This window comes from Verrucomicrobiota bacterium, assembly GCA_016871535.1.
Classification (GTDB): Bacteria; Verrucomicrobiota; Verrucomicrobiia; order Limisphaerales; family SIBE01; genus VHCZ01.
The window spans coordinates 1-17,842 of record VHCZ01000057.1; the positions used below are offsets into that span (position 1 = coordinate 1).

At 59.5% G+C, this 17,842-nt stretch carries 12 protein-coding genes and 1 pseudogene; 7 read left to right on the plus strand and 6 right to left on the minus strand.

All coding sequences use genetic code 11. The features are described 5' to 3' along the window. Window positions 1–558: 558 nt before the first annotated feature. The gene (locus FJ398_10020; protein ID MBM3838285.1) at window positions 559–954 is read right to left on the minus strand and encodes a penicillin acylase family protein; all 396 of its coding nucleotides are present in this window, start codon (window positions 952–954) and stop codon (window positions 559–561) included. Window positions 955–1,044: 90 nt separating this feature from the next. Here FJ398_10020 and FJ398_10025 point away from each other — a divergent pair, with 90 nt between their 5' ends. Both FJ398_10025 and FJ398_10030 read left to right on the plus strand, forming a co-directional pair. Continuing rightward, window positions 1,045–2,547, plus strand: coding sequence for a hypothetical protein (locus FJ398_10025; GenBank protein ID MBM3838286.1), 1,503 nt, complete (start codon window positions 1,045–1,047; stop codon window positions 2,545–2,547). Window positions 2,548–2,615: 68 nt separating this feature from the next. Beyond that, window positions 2,616–2,828, plus strand: a complete 213-nt coding sequence (locus tag FJ398_10030) for an addiction module protein (protein MBM3838287.1) — start codon at window positions 2,616–2,618, stop codon at window positions 2,826–2,828. A 169-nt stretch (window positions 2,829–2,997) separates the two neighbouring features. On the opposite strand, the gene bamD is transcribed toward FJ398_10030, so the two are convergent. Further along, window positions 2,998–3,987, minus strand: a complete 990-nt coding sequence (gene bamD, locus FJ398_10035; protein ID MBM3838288.1) for an outer membrane protein assembly factor BamD — start codon at window positions 3,985–3,987, stop codon at window positions 2,998–3,000. A gap of 149 nt (window positions 3,988–4,136) precedes the next feature. On the opposite strand from bamD, the gene gltB reads away from it, so the two are divergent. Both gltB and FJ398_10045 read left to right on the plus strand, forming a co-directional pair. After that, window positions 4,137–8,777, plus strand: a complete 4,641-nt coding sequence (gene gltB, locus FJ398_10040) for a glutamate synthase large subunit (GenBank protein MBM3838289.1) — start codon at window positions 4,137–4,139, stop codon at window positions 8,775–8,777. A 67-nt stretch (window positions 8,778–8,844) separates the two neighbouring features. Next, window positions 8,845–10,329 (plus strand): glutamate synthase subunit beta, encoded by a 1,485-nt coding sequence (locus FJ398_10045; protein MBM3838290.1) that lies wholly within the window; start codon window positions 8,845–8,847, stop codon window positions 10,327–10,329. A 177-nt stretch (window positions 10,330–10,506) separates the two neighbouring features. Here the strand turns inward: FJ398_10045 and FJ398_10050 are convergent, their stop codons facing one another. The 4 genes from FJ398_10050 to FJ398_10065 form a co-directional block, all read right to left on the minus strand. Next, the gene (locus FJ398_10050; GenBank protein MBM3838291.1) at window positions 10,507–10,956 is read right to left on the minus strand and encodes a CBS domain-containing protein; all 450 of its coding nucleotides are present in this window, start codon (window positions 10,954–10,956) and stop codon (window positions 10,507–10,509) included. 373 nt (window positions 10,957–11,329) lie between these two features. Further along, window positions 11,330–13,240, minus strand: a complete 1,911-nt coding sequence (locus FJ398_10055) for a glutamine--tRNA ligase/YqeY domain fusion protein (GenBank protein MBM3838292.1) — start codon at window positions 13,238–13,240, stop codon at window positions 11,330–11,332. 150 nt (window positions 13,241–13,390) lie between these two features. Beyond that, window positions 13,391–13,876, minus strand: a complete 486-nt coding sequence (locus FJ398_10060) for a DEAD/DEAH box helicase (protein ID MBM3838293.1) — start codon at window positions 13,874–13,876, stop codon at window positions 13,391–13,393. 70 nt (window positions 13,877–13,946) lie between these two features. Next, window positions 13,947–14,801 (minus strand): RraA family protein, encoded by an 855-nt coding sequence (locus FJ398_10065; GenBank protein MBM3838294.1) that lies wholly within the window; start codon window positions 14,799–14,801, stop codon window positions 13,947–13,949. A 504-nt stretch (window positions 14,802–15,305) separates the two neighbouring features. Here FJ398_10065 and FJ398_10070 point away from each other — a divergent pair. From FJ398_10070 to FJ398_10080, 3 genes and pseudogenes are all read left to right on the plus strand, one after another. Continuing rightward, window positions 15,306–15,774 (plus strand): annotated as a pseudogene (locus FJ398_10070) (VOC family protein). 9 nt (window positions 15,775–15,783) lie between these two features. Then, window positions 15,784–16,296: a transcription elongation factor GreB gene (locus tag FJ398_10075; protein MBM3838295.1), complete on the plus strand. Its 513-nt coding sequence runs from the start codon at window positions 15,784–15,786 to the stop codon at window positions 16,294–16,296. Window positions 16,297–16,497: 201 nt separating this feature from the next. Further along, window positions 16,498–17,802 (plus strand): Gfo/Idh/MocA family oxidoreductase, encoded by a 1,305-nt coding sequence (locus tag FJ398_10080; GenBank protein ID MBM3838296.1) that lies wholly within the window; start codon window positions 16,498–16,500, stop codon window positions 17,800–17,802. Window positions 17,803–17,842: the final 40 nt, after the last annotated feature.

Here is a 17,842-nt window from a genome sequence, read left to right on the forward strand (position 1 = left end):
AAACTGGCGCCAATGAGAGGGCACGGGACTTCGGAGCGCGAGAATTCGCGCCGCAATTTTCAAAGTTTTTCCACCAGCCGCTCAACCCGAAACGCGGTACGCTTGTTTTAGGCCTAGTGATGTGTCTCACAAATGGCTGGAGTTATGCCGCAAGGGATTTTGGCCTCCCGCGAGGCGCGAGCGACGCGCATACCCCTGGTGGGTCTGTAAGGCGCGAGCAACGAAGCGGGAGGCCAAAAGACCTGCGGCCCGAAGGGTTGCGCCGAAAACGGTCTGGGGCTGCGTTGCTCCTCGGTCGCAGAGCACTGGGGCTATGCTCCCTCGTCGCGCCTTGCCCCAGGCCGTTTTGGGCGCAACATAACTCCAGCCATTTGTGAGACACATCACTAGCGTTTCGGCAAGAACGCGGGCGATCCATGGGAAACGCCCTTGGTCTCAGGACCATGCCCATCGCCCATGAAGCGAAAAATGCGCGGACCGCAGCCTTCAGGCTGCTTCAGCGCGCTCTCCGCGGTCGAACGTTGAAGCGGCCTAAAGGCCACGGTCCGAAGAGACGGTTCATGGGAAGTTTCCCGACCTCCGAGCCGTGTTCACGGCCCTTGAAACCATCGCCGGTAGGGCGGTGCTGCTGCACCAGCAAGCCATACAAAATGAAGCGTGTTTCATCCGGCCGCGCTTCGAGACGACGCCCAGGGTTTCCGCGAGGCGGCCTTGCATGAGCCGGCGGACGTAGTGCATCTGGAATCCGCGATCCTCCGCCGCGGCGTAGCCGGGTAGCTCGTTCCTCGCAACCCTGGGCTGGAGGACGCAATCCCCTTGGGATTGGCGACCGCCGTCCACAGATTCGTGTAAGGAGCAGAGTCCTCTGCCGCATTTGTAGCGGCCGGCGATTCCGAAAGCGCCAGAGCCAAAACCTAGCGGCGATTTGGCCGGTTCAATGGGCAGAATTGCCAGGTTTGGTTGCCGTACCGCGGACGCTTATGATAAAGTCTGACCATGCCAGCAAAAGTGGAGAGGCGGTTTGTGGGGTCAGAATCCTGAACGATGAAATCGCTTTTCCGCTGTCCAGAGGTCCTGGCTGTCCTGGGCTGGCTTTCAATCGCTTCTCCCTTGCTCCTTCAAGCGCAGAACGCGGATCCCTTCGGCATCAAACCCAAAAACCACGACCAGAACAAGGCGCTCGCGGCGAGCCGATACGCCTCCGCTCTCAAAGCTCACGAAGGCCGGACGGACGTCCTCGTCTTGCCCGGATTGGTTGCGGATCGCGCGAAGCGGCGCGTCGAAGTTTGGGTGGAACGATCGGCGGTTGCGCGAAATGAGCCGTGTGAATTCCTGCTGCTCAGCGAACGGAGTGATCACACTTACGAGACGCTGTTGATCTCGTTCGCCAAACCGAGCGATGTGCAGCGCGCACTGGAGTTTCTCGGCGTGGAACCCGATCAACCGTTCGATCCTGCATCTCTCCGGTACTGGCCCAAGGGCGAATCGTTCACGATTCGACTCGCCCGCGAAGGGCAGCCGCCCCTGCCCGTCGAGGCGCTCTTGTTGGATCGCCGCACGGGCCAGGCGCTCCCAGAGCGCCGCTTCATGTTCACCGGTTCGCGGCGCGAGCCGGCCCGCGATGGAACGGCCGCGGGGTACGCCGCCGACACGGTTCAACCGATGTCCATTGTGTCGCTCTTCAACACCGTCGATTCGGTTCTCCAAGTGTCCCACCGCGCGCCCAAAGACGCCGTTTACCAGAACACCGTCATTCATCCCGAACCCCTCCTGGAAGACGAAGGACTCCTGGCATTGGCCATCGAACCTGTGAATCGCGCGGGTGAAACTCGCGTCCAGGAACTCGAACTGAACGTTTCCACCGCATCGGCACCTTCGAGCCATCCTTCCTCGGAAGCCGATTTGCTGAAAGCGTTGCGGGTTCAATTGAAAGAGCGCGGAGGCGCCCCGGGCGAACCATCCTCGCTGCCGGCGTTGCTGGACCGGCTCGCGCATCTGGACCGGCAACGCCACGACTTCTTTCTCACGGTCCGTTTCAGCGACGATCTGGCCTTGGGCCACGCGCGCGCTTTGGCGGGAGTGCTGGCTCTGATTGACTCGGACAAAGGCGTGCGCCTCGAACCTCCTCCGGCTGGACACCTCTATTACCGCGCCTTCACTCCGGATCGGAAGCTTCTCGACCGCAACGCGCGGATCTTCCATCCGCTGGAGCTGATCCTTTCCGAAAAAGCAGGACAAGTGTCCGGCAAGCTGCTCTTCGTCACTCCCCGGTCGAAGCAGGAGGTTTCGCGCGCTGAACTGGAAATCAGAGAAGTGGCGGTGCCAGGCCCTGCCGAACTGCGCCGCCAGGTGGACGCGGAGAACCGCCGCTTGCGGGAGCAGGATGAAAGCCCTCGCCCGCCGGCCCTCATGGTTTTCGCGCCTTCCGCGATGTCTTACGGAAAGCTGACGAGATTCCTCGAACCGGTTTTACCCACCCATCGCACAATACACCTCTTCCTCGACGAACCTCCTGCGTCCCTTCCCGCCACGCAGCCTGGGCGTTGAACGCGCTAAAGCCTGTAAAGACCTGTGCTCCGGCTTGCAGCGCGAAGGATTCGCGCTAGAATGGCCCCATGGCACTGACAAATCTCACCATTGCAGAAGAAGCCCTCTCCCTGCCGCCAGAGCAGCGCGTGGATCTCGCTCAGTTGTTGATCGAAAGCTTGGCCGACGATCCGCGATCCGACACGGAGATCAAAGACGAACTTGCCTGTCGCCTTGAAGCCTTACGATCGGGCGAAGATGCCGGATTGAACTTCCAGCAAGTCTTTGGCACTTCGGCGTGAAGGCCGTCTTTAGTAATCGATTCAAAGCCGACTTGCTGACCGAGGAAGCAAAATACGCCCGCATTTCCGAACGCTTGGCGAGTGCGCTTCGTGAACGTGTGGCCGGACAGGCCCGTGAAATAGTTAGGTGGAAAGGTGGCGACCACATCGGGCCTCATGGATTTCCATGTCAATGCTGAGCTGTCCGTTTCACGAACCGCTTGTTGATCTCTTCGATGCGGCGTTTGGCTTCCTGGGCGTAAGAGGAATTGGGATCTTTGCTGACGGCTTCGTTGTAATAGACGAGCGCGCCTTGCCAGAGCTTCTTCTTTTCGTAGAAACGCGCGATTTCGACACTCCCGCGCGCTTGCTCGGTCTTGAGTTCCTGAACAATCTTCTGCGCTTCCGGCACGCGCGGATCACCGGGGTGAAGCGTCATGAAATCCGTAAATGTGGCGATGGCTTGCCCGGCCACGCTCTGGTCGTACTCGGCCGCTTTCGCCTGTTTGCGGTAGGCCAGACCTGCTTTGTAAAGCGCGTCGGCGCCCACGTTTTTCTGGTCGTGATACTTGTCCGCCGCGCGTTCGTAAGCTTTAACCGCCAGGGGATAGTCCGACTGCTTTTCCCGCGCCGTGCCGATGCTCATTTGGGCCTGCGCCGCCACTTCGCTGTAAGGGCCGTTGCGGATGACCTTTTCGTACATCGCCGACGTCTTTTCCATTGAGGGGAAGAACGGGATGTGTCCCCACAACTTGAACCACTGCCCGCCCAGGTAACGGTTGGCGATTTCATACTGGCGGTGGAGGATTTCGTCGTAGTTCGGGATTTTGGGATATTTCTCCAGAACCTTTTGGTATTCCCTGAACGCGCGTTCGTCCTGGCGCTTCGCCTCGTAACCTCGGCCCACCAGATACTGCGCCTGGGGGGCGTAATCCGAAAGCGGCCAGACGCGGACCGTGCGGCGCGCCGCCTTCAAGGCCAGGCTGTAGTCCTTTTGATCGAACGCGGTCTGGGCGACCTCCAGTTGGTCCTTGGCGCGGGTGCGAGTCCATTTTCCGCCGCCAATCGGCTCGTAGGTCCAGCCTTCACCGGCGCGATAAACCAGCGGAGCGGGCGCTTCGCGCGGCAACGCGAACCAGCAGAGGACAAAAATAGCGAGACGAACAATCCAGCGTTTCATGAATCCGACGGTAGCGAAGCGCAAAAACTGCGTCAAGGGAGTGGTCTCTCTCCGAATGAACTGTTGCGCACCCGAAGGGATTTAGTAAATACTATAAAAAAAATTTTATTCAAAAACGCAGATTAAGCTGATTACATCTCGCACCCTGAATGACGACGAAAGTGATCGACAAGAACAGTGAGCGACCTCCGCGAGCCGCGGGCTTGCCCGCGAAGCAGGGCCTGTACGACCCCTGGTTCGAGCACGACGCGTGTGGCGTGGGCTTTGTGGTCAACATCAAAGGCCGCAAATCCCATCGGATTGTCCGCCAGGCCATTCAAGTCCTGATCAACCTCAATCACCGAGGAGCGTGCGGGTGCGAAGCCAACACCGGGGACGGCGCCGGTATTCTCATGCAAATGCCGCACGCGTTTCTGGCGCAAGCCTGCCGGGCGGCCGGCCTTTCCCTGCCGGCGCCGCGCGAATACGGCGTGGGCATGATTTACCTCCCGCGCGAGGCCGGGGAACGCAAGGGCTGCCAGGAGATGTTTGAACGCATCGTCGCTGAAGAAGGCCAGAAATTCCTCGGCTGGCGGATGATTCCCACGAAGAATGATTCGCTCGGCGCGACGGCCCGATCAGGCGAACCGGTGATGAGCCAGGCCTTTATCGCCCGCAGTTCCAAACTGAGCGACGACCTGGCATTTGAGCGAAAGCTTTACGTGATTCGCAAGCGGGCGGAGAACGCGATCCGTTACGGGGGAGTCAAAGGGAGCCAGTCGTTCTACATTTCCAGCCTCTCCTACAAGACCCTGGTTTATAAGGGCATGCTCCTGACCGAGCAAATCGAGGAATACTATCCGGACCTGGCCGATCCCGCGATGGAGACGGCGCTGGCGCTGGTGCATTCGCGTTTCAGCACAAATACCTTTCCCAGTTGGGAGCGCAGCCATCCGTACCGCTACATGGCGCACAATGGCGAGATCAACACGCTCCGGGGCAACATCAACTGGATGCACGCGCGCCAGGCCATGTTCGAGTCAGAGCTTTTCGGGGACGACATCAAAAAGGTCCTTCCCATTATCAACACGGACGGCAGCGACTCCGCCATGTTCGACAACTGCCTGGAAATGCTGGTCATGACCGGCCGTTCTCTGCCGCATGCGGTGATGATGATGATTCCGGAACCGTGGGAAAACCACGAGAGCATGCCGCCCGAAAAGCTGGCGTTCTACGAGTATCATTCCTGTCTCATGGAACCCTGGGACGGTCCGGCATCCATCGCTTTCACAGACGGCGTGCGCATCGGGGCCGTGTTGGATCGAAACGGTCTTCGACCTTCGCGTTATTATGTGACAAAAGACGATCTGGTGATCATGGCCTCAGAAGCCGGCGTGCTGCCGGTCGAACCGGAACGCGTCCTGCAAAAGGGCCGGCTGCAGCCAGGGCGAATGTTTCTGATCGACACCGAGTTGGGACGCATCGTGGCCGACGACGAACTCAAGGACAAGTTCGCGACCGAACATCCGTATCAGTTGTGGCTCGATCAGAATCACGTCTTGTTGGAGCACTTGCCCGAGCCGCCGCACGTTCACGAACCGGACCACGAAACCGTGCTGCAACGCCAGCAGGCTTTCGGTTACAGCTTCGAGGATTTGCGGTTCATCATTGGACCGATGGCCGTGGAAGGCGTGCAGCCTCTGGGTTCGATGGGCACGGACACGCCCCTGGCTGTTCTCTCGAACAAACCCCAGTTGCTTTACAATTATTTCAAGCAACTCTTCGCTCAAGTCACCAATCCGCCGATCGACCCCATCCGCGAGGAAATCATCACTTCCACAGAAACGATGGTCGGCTCCGAAGGCAACCTGCTTCAGCCCACGCCGCAAAGTTGCCGGATGATCAAGCTGGAGCATCCGATCCTCACCAACGACCAGTTGGAGAAACTCCGCCACGTGAATCAGGCCGGATTCAAAGCCATCACGTTGCCGATCCTTTTCCAGGCGGCTCAAGGTCCGAAGGGTCTCGAACAGGCGATGAACGACCTCTGCGCCGCCGCGGACCGGGCGATTCGTGACGGCGTGAACATCCTCATACTTTCGGATCACGGCCTGGATCGCAATCGCGCGCCCATCCCGGCGTTGCTGGCCGTGTCCGGCCTCCACCATCACCTCATCCGGCAAGGCACGCGCACGCGTGTCGGCCTGGTGTTGGAATCGGGCGAGCCGCGCGAGGTCCATCATTTCTCGCTGCTCATCGGCTACGGGTGCAGCGCCATCAATCCGTATCTGGTCTTCGAGACGCTCGACGACATGATCCGGGACCAGCGGCTCCCGGGTCTCGATCACAAAAAGGCCGTGGAGAAATACATCAAAGCCGCGGTCAAAGGCGTGGTGAAGACGATGGCCAAGATGGGCATTTCCACGATTCAAAGCTATCGAGGCGCGCAGATCTTCGAAGCCATCGGGCTGAATCAGGATGTCGTGGACAAATTCTTCACCTGGACACCTTCCCGCGTCGGCGGGGTGGGATTGGATTCTCTGGCGGAGGAGGCACTGGCCCGATTTCGGAATGCTTTCCCGGAGCGGCCCGTCAACGGGCACGTCCTGGAAGTCGGCGGCCAGTATCAGTGGCGGGCGGAAGGCGAGTTTCACCTCTTCAACCCGCAGACCATTCACAAACTCCAGCGCGCCTGCCGGACGGCTGATTTCAAGGTTTTCAGAGAGTACTCCGCGCTGGTGGACAACCAGTCGAAGAACTTGTGCACGCTGCGGAGCATGCTCGAATTCAAATGGGCCGAAAACTCGATTCCCTTGGAGGAAGTCGAGCCCGTCGAAGCGATCGTCAAACGGTTCAAGACTGGCGCCATGAGCTACGGCTCCATCAGCAAAGAAGCGCACGAAACACTCGCGATCGCCATGAATCGCCTCGGCGGCAAGAGCAACACGGGCGAAGGCGGCGAAGATCCGGAGCGCTACATTTGGAAGAGCGAACGCGGCGACTCGAAGAACAGCGCGATCAAACAGGTCGCTTCGGGCCGCTTTGGGGTCACCAGCCATTATCTGGTCAACGCGCGGGAGCTTCAAATCAAGATGGCGCAAGGCGCCAAGCCCGGCGAAGGCGGCGAACTGCCCGGACGAAAGGTCTATCCGCCCATCGCCAAAGTGCGGCACACGACGCCGGGCGTGGGTTTGATTTCACCGCCGCCGCATCACGATATTTACTCCATCGAGGACCTGGCGGAGTTGATCCACGATTTGAAAAACTCCAACCGCAACGCTCGAATCAGCGTCAAACTTGTCTCTGAAGTCGGCGTGGGCACGATCGCGGCGGGCGTGGCCAAAGCGCACGCGGACGTGGTGCTCATCAGCGGCCATGACGGCGGCACGGGCGCTTCTCCGCTTTCGTCCATCAAGCATGCGGGGATTCCGTGGGAACTGGGCCTGGCGGAGACCCATCAAACGCTCGTCCTCAACGATCTGCGCAGCCGCATTTACGTGGAGACCGACGGCCAGCTCAAGACCGGCCGCGACGTAGCCATCGCCGCCTTGCTGGGCGCGGAGGAATTCGGATTCGCCACGGCGCCGCTGGTGGCGATGGGTTGCATCATGATGCGTGTTTGCCACCTCAACACGTGTCCCGTGGGCGTGGCGACTCAGGATCCCCAACTGCGAAAGAACTTCACCGGCGCGGCGGACCACGTGGTGAATTTCATGCGCTTCGTGGCGGAGGAATTGCGGGAAATCATGGCCAAACTCGGATTCCGCACGGTCAACGAGATGATCGGCCGCACGGACCTGATCGAGCCTTCCAAAGCGATTGCTCACTGGAAGGCGAAAGGCCTCGATTTCTCGAACATTCTCTACCAACCCTCCGTCGGACCGGAGATCGGACGGTATCGGCAGATCGACCAGGACCACGGCCTGGAGAAATCACTGGATCTCACCCAATTGCTGAGTCTTTGCCAGCCGGCTATCGAGCGCGGAGAAAAGGTGCGCGCCGAGTTGCCGATCAAGAATGTCAACCGAGTCGTCGGCACGATCACTGGCAGCGAATTGACTCGAAAGTGGGGACCCCAAGGGCTGCCGGACGACACGATTCAGATCAAGTTCAACGGCTCGGCCGGACAGAGTTTTGGCGCCTTTATGCCCCGAGGCATGACTTTGATGCTGGAAGGAGACGCCAACGATTACTTCGGGAAGGGCCTTTCGGGAGGAAAGATCATCATCTTTCCGCCGATCGGTTCGACGTTTGTGCCGGAGCAAAATATCATCATTGGAAACGTCGCGTTTTATGGCGCCACAAGCGGCGAAGCTTACATCCGCGGCATGGCCGGCGAACGCTTCTGCGTCCGCAACAGCGGCGTGAACGCCGTCGTGGAAGCCGTGGGTGATCACGGATGCGAATACATGACGGGGGGGCGCGTGGTCGTGCTGGGCGCGACCGGACGCAACTTCGCCGCCGGCATGAGCGGCGGGATCGCCTACGTGTTCGATGAGCAAGGCGACTTCGATCAGAATTGCAATCCGCAGATGATTGGCCTGGAAAAGCTGGACGACCCAGTGGAAATCGAGGAAGTCCGGCAGATGATTCAGCGCCATGCCGATTACACGAAGAGCCAGCGCGCTTTCAAGATTCTGGCGTTGTGGGAACAGTTCGTCCCGAAGTTCGTGAAAGTCATGCCGAAGGACTACAAACGGATGCTGCAGGCCATCAAACGTGTCACGAGCACCGGTTTGAGCGGCGAGGAAGCGTTGATGGCCGCATTCGAGGAAAATGCGAAGGATCTCGCTCGCGTTGGAGGCGGATGATGCGCCTGGTTGATGGGATCGACAATCCCACTACTGACTGACCTCAATCGATTTCGCGTCTTACACAATGGGAAAACCGACCGGCTTTATCGAATATCTCCGCGAGCTGCCGCTGGACCGTCCGGCGGTCAAGCGCATCAAGGATTGGAACGAGTTCCACTATCACATGGAACCCGCGAAACTGCAGCAGCAGGCCGCGCGTTGCATGGACTGCGGCATTCCGTTCTGCCACATGGGCACCCTCCTCAGTGGCATGGCTTCCGGATGTCCGATCAACAATTTGATCCCGGAATGGAACGATCTTGTGTATCGAGGGCTGTGGAAGGAGGCGCTCGACCGGCTGCACAAGACCAATAATTTTCCGGATTTCACCGGACGAGTTTGCCCGGCGCCCTGCGAAGGCTCCTGCGTGCTCGGAATCAACGCGCCGCCCGTCACCATCAAAAACATCGAGTGCACGATCATCGACAAGGGCTGGGAAGAGGGTTGGGTCGTGCCCGAACCGCCGGCCGTGCGGACCGGGAAGAAGGTCGCCGTCATTGGATCGGGTCCGGCCGGCCTTTGCGCCGCCGCCCAACTCAACCGCGCCGGCCACTGGGTAACCGTGTTTGAGCGCGCCGACCGACCGGGCGGTTTGCTCATGTACGGCATCCCGAATCCCAAATTGGACAAGAAGCTCGTGGTTGAGCGCCGCCTGGACCAGATGGCGAAGGAGGGTGTCACCTTTTTGACGAACACCGAAGTCGGCCGGAATTATCCCGCCGAGAAGCTGTTGAAAGAATTCGACGCGGTTGTTCTCTGCACCGGCGCAACCAAACCGCGGGACTTGCCGGTCGAAGGGCGCAACCTCAAAGGCGTTCAGTTCGCCATGGAATTCCTCCACGCCAACACCAAGGCTCTTTTGGACGGCACGAAAAACGGCGATTACATCTCGGCCACGGACAAGGACGTCATGGTGATCGGCGGCGGTGACACCGGGACGGACTGCGTGGGCACGGCCATGCGGCATGGCTGCCGGAGCCTGATTCAAGTGGAGATTCTGCCCCGGCCGCCCCTGGAACGCGCGGCAGACAATCCCTGGCCCGAATGGCCGAAAGTGTACCGGATGGATTATGGCCAGGAAGAAGCGGCTGCGGTCTTCGGCGGCGATCCGCGAGTCTTTCTCACCACGGCGAAGAAGTTCATCCCCGATGAAGACGGTCGAGTGAAGGAAGTGCTCACCGTGGAAATCAAGTGGGAGAAAAATGACAAAGGGCAATTCGTGCCCAAGGAGGTTCCAGGCACGGAAAAAACTCGGCCCGCGCAATTGGTGCTTCTCGCGATGGGGTTCCTCGGGCCGGAGCAACCGCTCCTGGAGCAACTCGGCGTTGAACGCGACCCGCGCACGAACATCAAAGCGGATTACGGGAAATACGCCACGAGCATTCCCGGTGTGTTCGCCGCTGGAGACTGCCGGCGCGGACAGAGCCTGGTCGTGTGGGCCTTCAACGAAGGTCGGGGAGCCGCGCGCGAATGCGATCGGTACCTGATGGGCTACACCAATCTGCCCTGAAGCGGCGTGGGGTGACGCTCCGGCGGGGCCTGGACCCGGATAAGTTAAACGGGGAAATGGAGTATTGGAGTGGTGGAGGGTTGAAAATTCCAATACTCCTCCGCTCCATCAGGATCACGAAGGAGGGTTTCTCTTCACGTCCCGGGCTCGGCGGGAGCCTCGCCCACCGCGCAAAGTTCAGCAGTAGTAGTTCCCTGCGATATAGTTCTCCATCTGCTTGATCGCGACGCTTTGCGCCGAGATCACCCAATTCACCAGATCGCCAATGGAGATAACGCCGATGGTTTTTTCTCCTTCCAAAACGGGGAGGTGGCGAATTCGGTTCTCGGTCATCAGCCGCATGCACTCCTCCACGGTGTGGTTTGGAGTCACCGTGACAACTGGCGTGGAGATGATTTCCTTGACTCGCGTCTCTTTGGAGGATTTGCCCTTGATGGCCACCTTGCGGGTGTAATCGCGCTCGGACATGATCCCGACCAGTTTCTCGCCAGCCTTGACCAGCACGGCGCCGATGTTTTTGTCCGCCATCAGTTGGATCGTGTCGAAGACGGTGGTGTCGGGTGAGACAGACCAAAGCGGGCCGGATTTCTGTTTGAGAATCGAGTCAATCGTGGCCGTAGCGATCATAGGGCATTGCCTTCCGTTTGATTTTGGCTCGTTCAGGTCTGTCTTTGCAAAGAATCAGATGAGTCTGGCTCGCGCGCAAATCGGTCTGGGCGATTCATGGTAATCGCTTTTGTTTGCCTGCGGTAACGGGAGTGATTGTATCAGCTTCAGCGCAAAAAGATAGAGATTTTTCCGCGCTGACGCGTTGCGCGTTCCGAACTGTCAACCCACGGTGTTATTCTCCCAGGAGACGTCCGGGCGGCGCTTCGGCTTCCGGTTCGGGGATTTGCTTGCCAGCGATCTCCGAGGGGGGCGACCTGCGGAGGCTACGATGGCGCGCCCAGCCCATTTGGCCAGTCCGCCCAAGTAAGTGGTCCGGGCGCGAACCGCGGGCCTACCTCTTCGCTGCTTCCTTCGCCCAGGTGTCCTTCAGGGTAATCGTGCGATTGAAGACGAGCGGAGCGGTCCCGGCTGGAAGTTGCGAGTTTTTGTCCAGAGTGAAATACCCCAGACGCTCGAATTGGTAACGAAGATCCGCCTTTGCGTCCTTCAGGCTCGGTTCGCATTTTGCGGTGACGATTTCCAGTGAATGCGGATTGAGGTGCTGCTTGAAATCGCCGGAGGCGTCCGGTTCTGCCACGGTGAAAAGGCGGTCGTAAAGGCGCGCTTCGACGTCGATGGCATGCGCCGCGCTTACCCAATGGATCGTGCCTTTGACCTTGCGATTCGCCGTCGGGCCGCCGGACTTGCTATCGAGGTCCGCGGTGCAGCGGAGTTCGATAGTCCTGCCGCCGGCGTCCTTCACCACTTCGTCGCATTTGATGATGTAAGCGTATTTAAGGCGAACTTCGCCGCCGGGACGCAGCCGGAAGTATTTCGGCGGCGGGCTCTCCATGAAGTCGTCCTGCTCGATGTAGAGCGCGCGGCTAAAAGGCAGTCTTCGCGTCCCGGCAGCCGGATCTTCCGGATTGTTGGTGGCTTCGAGTTCCTCGGTTTTCCCTTCGGGATAATTCGTGAGCACCACTTTGATGGGACGCAGGACCGCGAGGCGGCGCAGCGCGCGCTTGTTCAGATCCTCGCGGATGGCGTGTTCAAGCACCGCGACGTCCGTGAGGCCGTTGTATTTCGTGATGCCGATGTTGTAGGCGAAAGCCCGCAGTGCGCCGGCCGTGACGCCGCGGCGGCGAAGACCGCTGATTGTCGGCATGCGGGGATCGTCCCAGCCGCTGACGAGCTTCTCGTTCACGAGCTGGAGCAGTTTGCGCTTGCTCATGACGGTGAAACTGAGATTGAGGCGGGCGAATTCGTATTGATGAGGCAACGGTCGCGGCAAATCGAGGTTCTGGAGAATCCAGTCGTAGAGCGGCCGGTGGACCTCGAACTCCAGCGTGCAAATGGAATGCGTGATCCCTTCGATGTAATCGCTCAGGCAATGCGCAAAGTCGTACATCGGATAAATGCACCATCGGCCGCCGGTGTGATGATGCTCGGCGTGGCGAATGCGGTAAAGGACCGGATCACGCATCCAGATGTTCGGCGACTCCATGTCGATTTTGGCGCGGAGTGTACGCGCGCCGTCCGGGAACTCCCCGTTCTTCATCCGGACGAACAAGTCGAGATTCTCCTCGACGGAACGGGTGCGCCACGGGCTCTCTTGGCCCGGGCGATCCGGCGCACCGCGGTATTTGTCGGTGTCTTCCGGCGAAAGGTCGCAAACGTAAGCCAGGCCCTTTTTGACAAGTTGCAGCGCGTACTCGTAAGTCTGGTCGAAGTAATCCGACGCGTAGAACGGCTCGACGATGGGCGATGGACGATGGGTAATTGGCGATTGGCGATTGGCGATTGGCGATTGTTCGACTGGGGGGAGATAGTAATCAGACCTGCCGCCCACCTCTTGCGTCTCGGGTGTTTTGCCTTTGGGCTTCATGCCAAGACAATGATCGGCCCAGTCTCCGATCAGCCATTTCACGTCCTCGGTGATCGAGTCCACGTATTCGACGTCTTCTTTCGTCGGGTTGGTGTCGTCCATCCTAAGGTTGCAGACGCCGCCGAATTCGCGGGCAATGCCGAAATTCAGGCAAATGCTCTTGGCGTGCCCGATGTGGAGATAACCATTCGGTTCGGGCGGAAAACGCGTATGAATTTGTTTGTGCTTCCCGGCGGCCAGATCGGCCGCGACGATATCCCGGATAAAATCGGAAGGAACCACTTCCCCGGGCGCCTCGCCGCTCTTCCCGTTCGCAATGGAACAGGCAATCACATTCTGCGAACTGGTTTCGTTTGTCTCGGTTTTCGGTTTGATCATGACTTCGATGCAAGAATCTTCGGCTGCGAGCGTACCAAACGGGCGCTGGGGTGAATAGCGAATTCCAGGAATTGGGTGGGCTTCAGCTCTCGAACGCTTCAACTCAGGGCTTGAGCGCTCTTCCATGCCCTTGAGCGGCCTGTCCCTGCCTCAGACTTCAAGGTTCCACTGGACTTTCTGGACGTAGATGTCCTTGGCCTTCGCGAAATGGTAGGAGCAGATGATGATGGTGTCCGTCTGGTCGAACGAATTGAAGTTCCCCTTCTTCTTGATTTGCTCGTTGAACGTCCGTGTTTCGAGAATGGTGGCGGGAAGAAAGAACTTGTCCGCGAGTTCCTGGTGCCACTGCTTGCGGAGATTCGCAGGCACGATGACCAGCAGCTTGCGCTTGCGCTCAGCCCACTTCTGCGAAAGCAGGATGCCCGCTTCGATGGTCTTCCCAAGTCCGACTTCATCCGCCAGAAGGGCGCCCTTGGACAGTGGCGAACTGAACGCGAACAGTGCGGCGTCAATCTGGTGCGGGTTCAGGTCCACCTGCGCGTCGGCGAGCGAGGCGGCGAGCTTTTGAACGCTGTCCGACGCGCATCGCTTGGTCAGTTCGTGCGCAAAATACTTCGCGTGAAACGCTGTTGACACTCGAATTCGATCAGGTTGTGCCCTCAAGACGCCGGCATTCGCAATGCCAGCTTCTTGGAGCACTTGTCGCCTATCTCACCGAATCATCCGCGGGCAGGCCGAGCTTTTTGTAAAGGTTGCGGCGGGCCGCCTTGTCGCCGTCGAGAATCTTCTTGGCGCAGGTGGCGACGTCTTCGGCGCGGGCGCGAGGAACCACGATGACGCCATCGCCATCCGCCACGATCACATCGCCAGGCATAACCAGCACGCCGCCGCAGAAAATGGGCCGGTTCACCGACTCGATTTCGTTTCGGCCGGGCCGGATGCCGCGGCCGGGTTTCTGGAAGTAAAGCGGAATGCCTTCGGTGATGATCTCATCGGTGTCGCGCGCGGTCGCGCTCGTCACCACGCCGACGCAGCCGCGAAGTTTCCAGCTCAGGATGTTGTTGGAGCCGATCGAGCCGACATCCACTTCGGCCGCGTCCTCGATCACGAGCGCGCTGCCGGGCCGCAGCAACGCCGTGAACGGCTCGCTGGATTTGTTTCGGTACCATTCGCCGACCCATTTGTCGTATTCGTCCGTTTTCATCCGTCCGGCGGGCGGGAGTTGGGTCGGGACGTACCGCGCCGTGACGGCGATCCCAATGAAGCGGTGCGTGAACTTCTGCGTGTCTTTCCAGAGCGGCCGGATGTCCGCGTTCATCAGGCCCGTGTTTTGCAGCCCGACCGCATCCATGCCATCGGAAACGTCCGCGACACGCAGTCCTTGGAAAAGGTCAAGAACACGGCGGTCGTCGGCTTCAGAGTACACGGGGGTCGGGATGAGATTTTTCCCGGCGCGTGGGTCGCTTGCCGGAGTGCCGCCTTCCAGTTGCGCGGCAACCATTCCAGATGTTGCGAGAATGAAGACAATCAGAGCCGGAAACTTGAAGAAGTCCTGTTTCATAGGGATGCAGGTTAAGTTCAAAACGCTCGACGACGCGTTTGATTTCCTTGACTTTCATTGACGGCAACTTACTTAGCGATCGCGTTTCGGCCAATTCAAAAGAATTCGTACTGCGATCCACAAAAGTTTCCGCGGCTTGCGCAAATTTTCCATTCAACCGATGTAACCCATTTACTGCTTGGTCCGCGGGATGGACGACAAAGCTCGTAGCGCAGAGTTGCACTCTGCCGTATCGCAGAATTGTATTCTGCGGGGCGTTTCCCAGTCCGAGCACGCTGGGACTTGCCGGCGCCCTGCCGATTGGAAATCGGCGATACCGCAGATTGAAAATCTGCGCTACGGTTCTCCGGTCGATCTGTCGTCAATCCCGTCTGCACAGTAACCGCCTTAACTGAGGGCATACAAGTCTTGTCAGATTCCGCGTGCCAAATCTGCGCGATTCGTGATTCAATTCGCCTCACCGAATCTCAGCGGATCAAAAACTTGCGAACCCATTCTCCGCTTATGAAAGCAAAACCTATCCCAGACGGTTACCACACCGTGACGCCTTATCTGATCGTTAAGGGCGCCACAAGTGCGATCGACTTCTACAAACGCGCCTTTGGCGCTCAGGAGTTGATGCGCTTCCCAGGCCCAGGCGGCACGATCATGCACGCGGAAATCAAGATCGGCGACTCGCCCATCATGTTGGCCGACGAATTTCCGCAGATGAACGCGCTCAGCCCGCAGACGATCGGCGGAACCCCCATGTTCATCGCGCTCTATGTTGAGAACGTCGATAAGCTGACGGCTCAGGCCATCGCCGCCGGTGCGAAAGTCGAGCAGCCCGTAAAAAACCAGTTCTACGGTGACCGCTCCCGGCACCGTGGTCGATCCATTTGGACATCGCTGGACCATCGCCACGCACATCGAAGACGTGTCGATGGAAGAGATGCGGCGCCGGATGGACGCCATGAAAGGGCCGCCGGCTTGAAGCAGTGAAATGAGCAAGGCGTTTACCAGAGAATCGGATGATCGAGAGGAGCGGCCGGTTGTTCCCAGACCGGCGGCGGCGTTGCCGCCGGGAGCCAAGAATTACCTGACGCCCGGTGGCGCGCAGCTACTGCGCCAGGAACTGGAGCGATTGATCCAGGTGGAACGGCCACGAATCGCCGCCTCAGCCGAGTCGGGCCAGAGCTCGCCGCAGCTTTACGCGCTGAACCAACGGATCCAATACCTGGAAGACAGCTTGCAGTCCGCGGAAATTGTGCCGCCGCCGGCCGGGCCCGAAGACCGCGTTCGTTTTGGGGCGACCGTTACGGTGCGTCATCGAGACGGAGAGCAAACGCGTTATCGAATTGTCGGCGTGGACGAAATCGATCTCGACCGCGACTGGGTGAGCTGGCTCTCGCCGATTGCCAGGGCTTTGATCAATGCGCGCCTGGGGCAACGCGTGCGGTTCAAGTTTCCCTCCGGCGAAGAGGAATTGGAGATTCTAAGAATCGACTATGAGTGAAGGCATTCCTGCTTTTTGGGGAGCACACGCGCCCCCGCGTGTTCCGACCGGCGCCTCGCCGGTCGGAACGTCGATGAAACCCTCTCACGAGACGATGACTGTTCAGTGCGAACGAATGTGGTCGGCGAGGGCGCCGACCGCAGCACGCGAGGGCGCGTGCGCTCCCCATTTCCAGTGAACAACTGAAATTGAGTTGAAGATATGAAGCACCAACCAATGATCTCCCGCCGCGAATTCCTCAAGCGAACGGCTGCCACCGCCATTGCCACGCCGTTCATCGTCCCCAGCACCGTATTCGGCGCTGATGGCACCCCGCCGCCGAGCGAGCGGATTGCCGTCGGGTTCATCGGCGCCGGCAAGATGGCGCATGATTATCATTTGAGCACGCTCTCCGGTTTTGCCGATGTCCAGTGCGTCGCCGTCTGTGATGTGGATACCACGCGGCGGCTCCACGCCAAGAAGTACATCGAAGAGCGCCACGCCAAGGCCAATCGCACCCAGGGCTGCGCTGAGCACAATGATTTTCGTGACGTGATCGCACGGAAGGACATTGACGCCGTCGTGATCACCACCCCCGACCATTGGCACGCGATTCCGGTCATCGAGGCCTGCAAAGCGGGCAAGGACGTTTACTGCGAGAAACCGCTGACGCTCACAATCCGCGAGGCGCAGTTGTGCATTGCCGGCGTTCGCAAACATAGTCGCGTGCTTCAGACCGGCAGCCAGCAACGCTCGAACGTGTTCGGCAAATTCCGCGAAGCGGTGGAATTGATTCGCAGCGGACGCATCGGAAAGGTCAGGACAGTGCGGGTGGGCGTGGGCGGGCCGAGCCGTTGGTGCGATCTTGGCGAGGAACCGATGGAACCGGGGCTGGATTGGAATCTCTGGCTTGGCCAGGCGCCGATGCGTCCTTACCACTCGGCGCTCAGTCCGCGCGGCAAGCACAACCATTTTCCGGCCTGGCGTTCGTATCGGGAGTATTCCGGCGGCGGCATGACCGATATGGGCGCGCACCATTTCGACATCGCGCAGTGGGCGCTCGACATGGATCAGTCCGGCCCGGTCGAGGTCATTCCGCCGGACGACCTCAAAGCGGAGACGGGCGCGAAGTTGATTTACGCGAATGGCGTCGAGATGATTCATGGCGGGCCAAGCGGCTGCACCTTCGAGGGCACGGACGGCAAACTCTCCATCGATCGCGGCAAACTGACGAGCGAACCGGAAAGCATCGTCAAGGAACCGCTCGGTGAGAAGGAGGTTCATTTGCCTAAATCTCCCGGACACCATCGCGATTGGATCGACTGCATCCGCTCGCGCAAACGGCCGGTCGCCGATGTGGAAATCGGCGCGCGCAGCGTCACGGTTTGCCACCTGGCGAACCTTGCTTATTGGTATCGACGCAAGCTGCGTTGGGATCCGCAGAACTGGCGCTTCGTCGGTGATGACGAGGCCAATCAATGGCTGGACCGGTCCCGCCGCGACCCGTGGGAATTGCCGAAGGTGTGATGGCGCCTCGGTTTCGCTTTCCTTAATCGCTGGCTTCGGC

Bases quoted from the DNA above. Each gene is read 5' to 3' on its own strand.
- FJ398_10055 (MBM3838292.1), bottom strand. From the start codon at position 13,240: ATGATCAAACCGAAAACCGAGACAAACGAAACCAGTTCGCAGAATGTG.
- FJ398_10030 (MBM3838287.1), top strand. From the start codon at position 2,616: ATGGCACTGACAAATCTCACCATTGCAGAAGAAGCCCTCTCCCTGCCG.
- FJ398_10025 (MBM3838286.1), top strand. From the start codon at position 1,045: ATGAAATCGCTTTTCCGCTGTCCAGAGGTCCTGGCTGTCCTGGGCTGG.
- FJ398_10050 (MBM3838291.1), bottom strand. From the start codon at position 10,956: ATGATCGCTACGGCCACGATTGACTCGATTCTCAAACAGAAATCCGGC.
- FJ398_10045 (MBM3838290.1), top strand. From the start codon at position 8,845: ATGGGAAAACCGACCGGCTTTATCGAATATCTCCGCGAGCTGCCGCTG.
- FJ398_10065 (MBM3838294.1), bottom strand. From the start codon at position 14,801: ATGAAACAGGACTTCTTCAAGTTTCCGGCTCTGATTGTCTTCATTCTC.
- FJ398_10075 (MBM3838295.1), top strand. From the start codon at position 15,784: ATGAGCAAGGCGTTTACCAGAGAATCGGATGATCGAGAGGAGCGGCCG.
- FJ398_10080 (MBM3838296.1), top strand. From the start codon at position 16,498: ATGAAGCACCAACCAATGATCTCCCGCCGCGAATTCCTCAAGCGAACG.
- bamD (MBM3838288.1), bottom strand. From the start codon at position 3,987: ATGAAACGCTGGATTGTTCGTCTCGCTATTTTTGTCCTCTGCTGGTTC.
- gltB (MBM3838289.1), top strand. From the start codon at position 4,137: ATGACGACGAAAGTGATCGACAAGAACAGTGAGCGACCTCCGCGAGCC.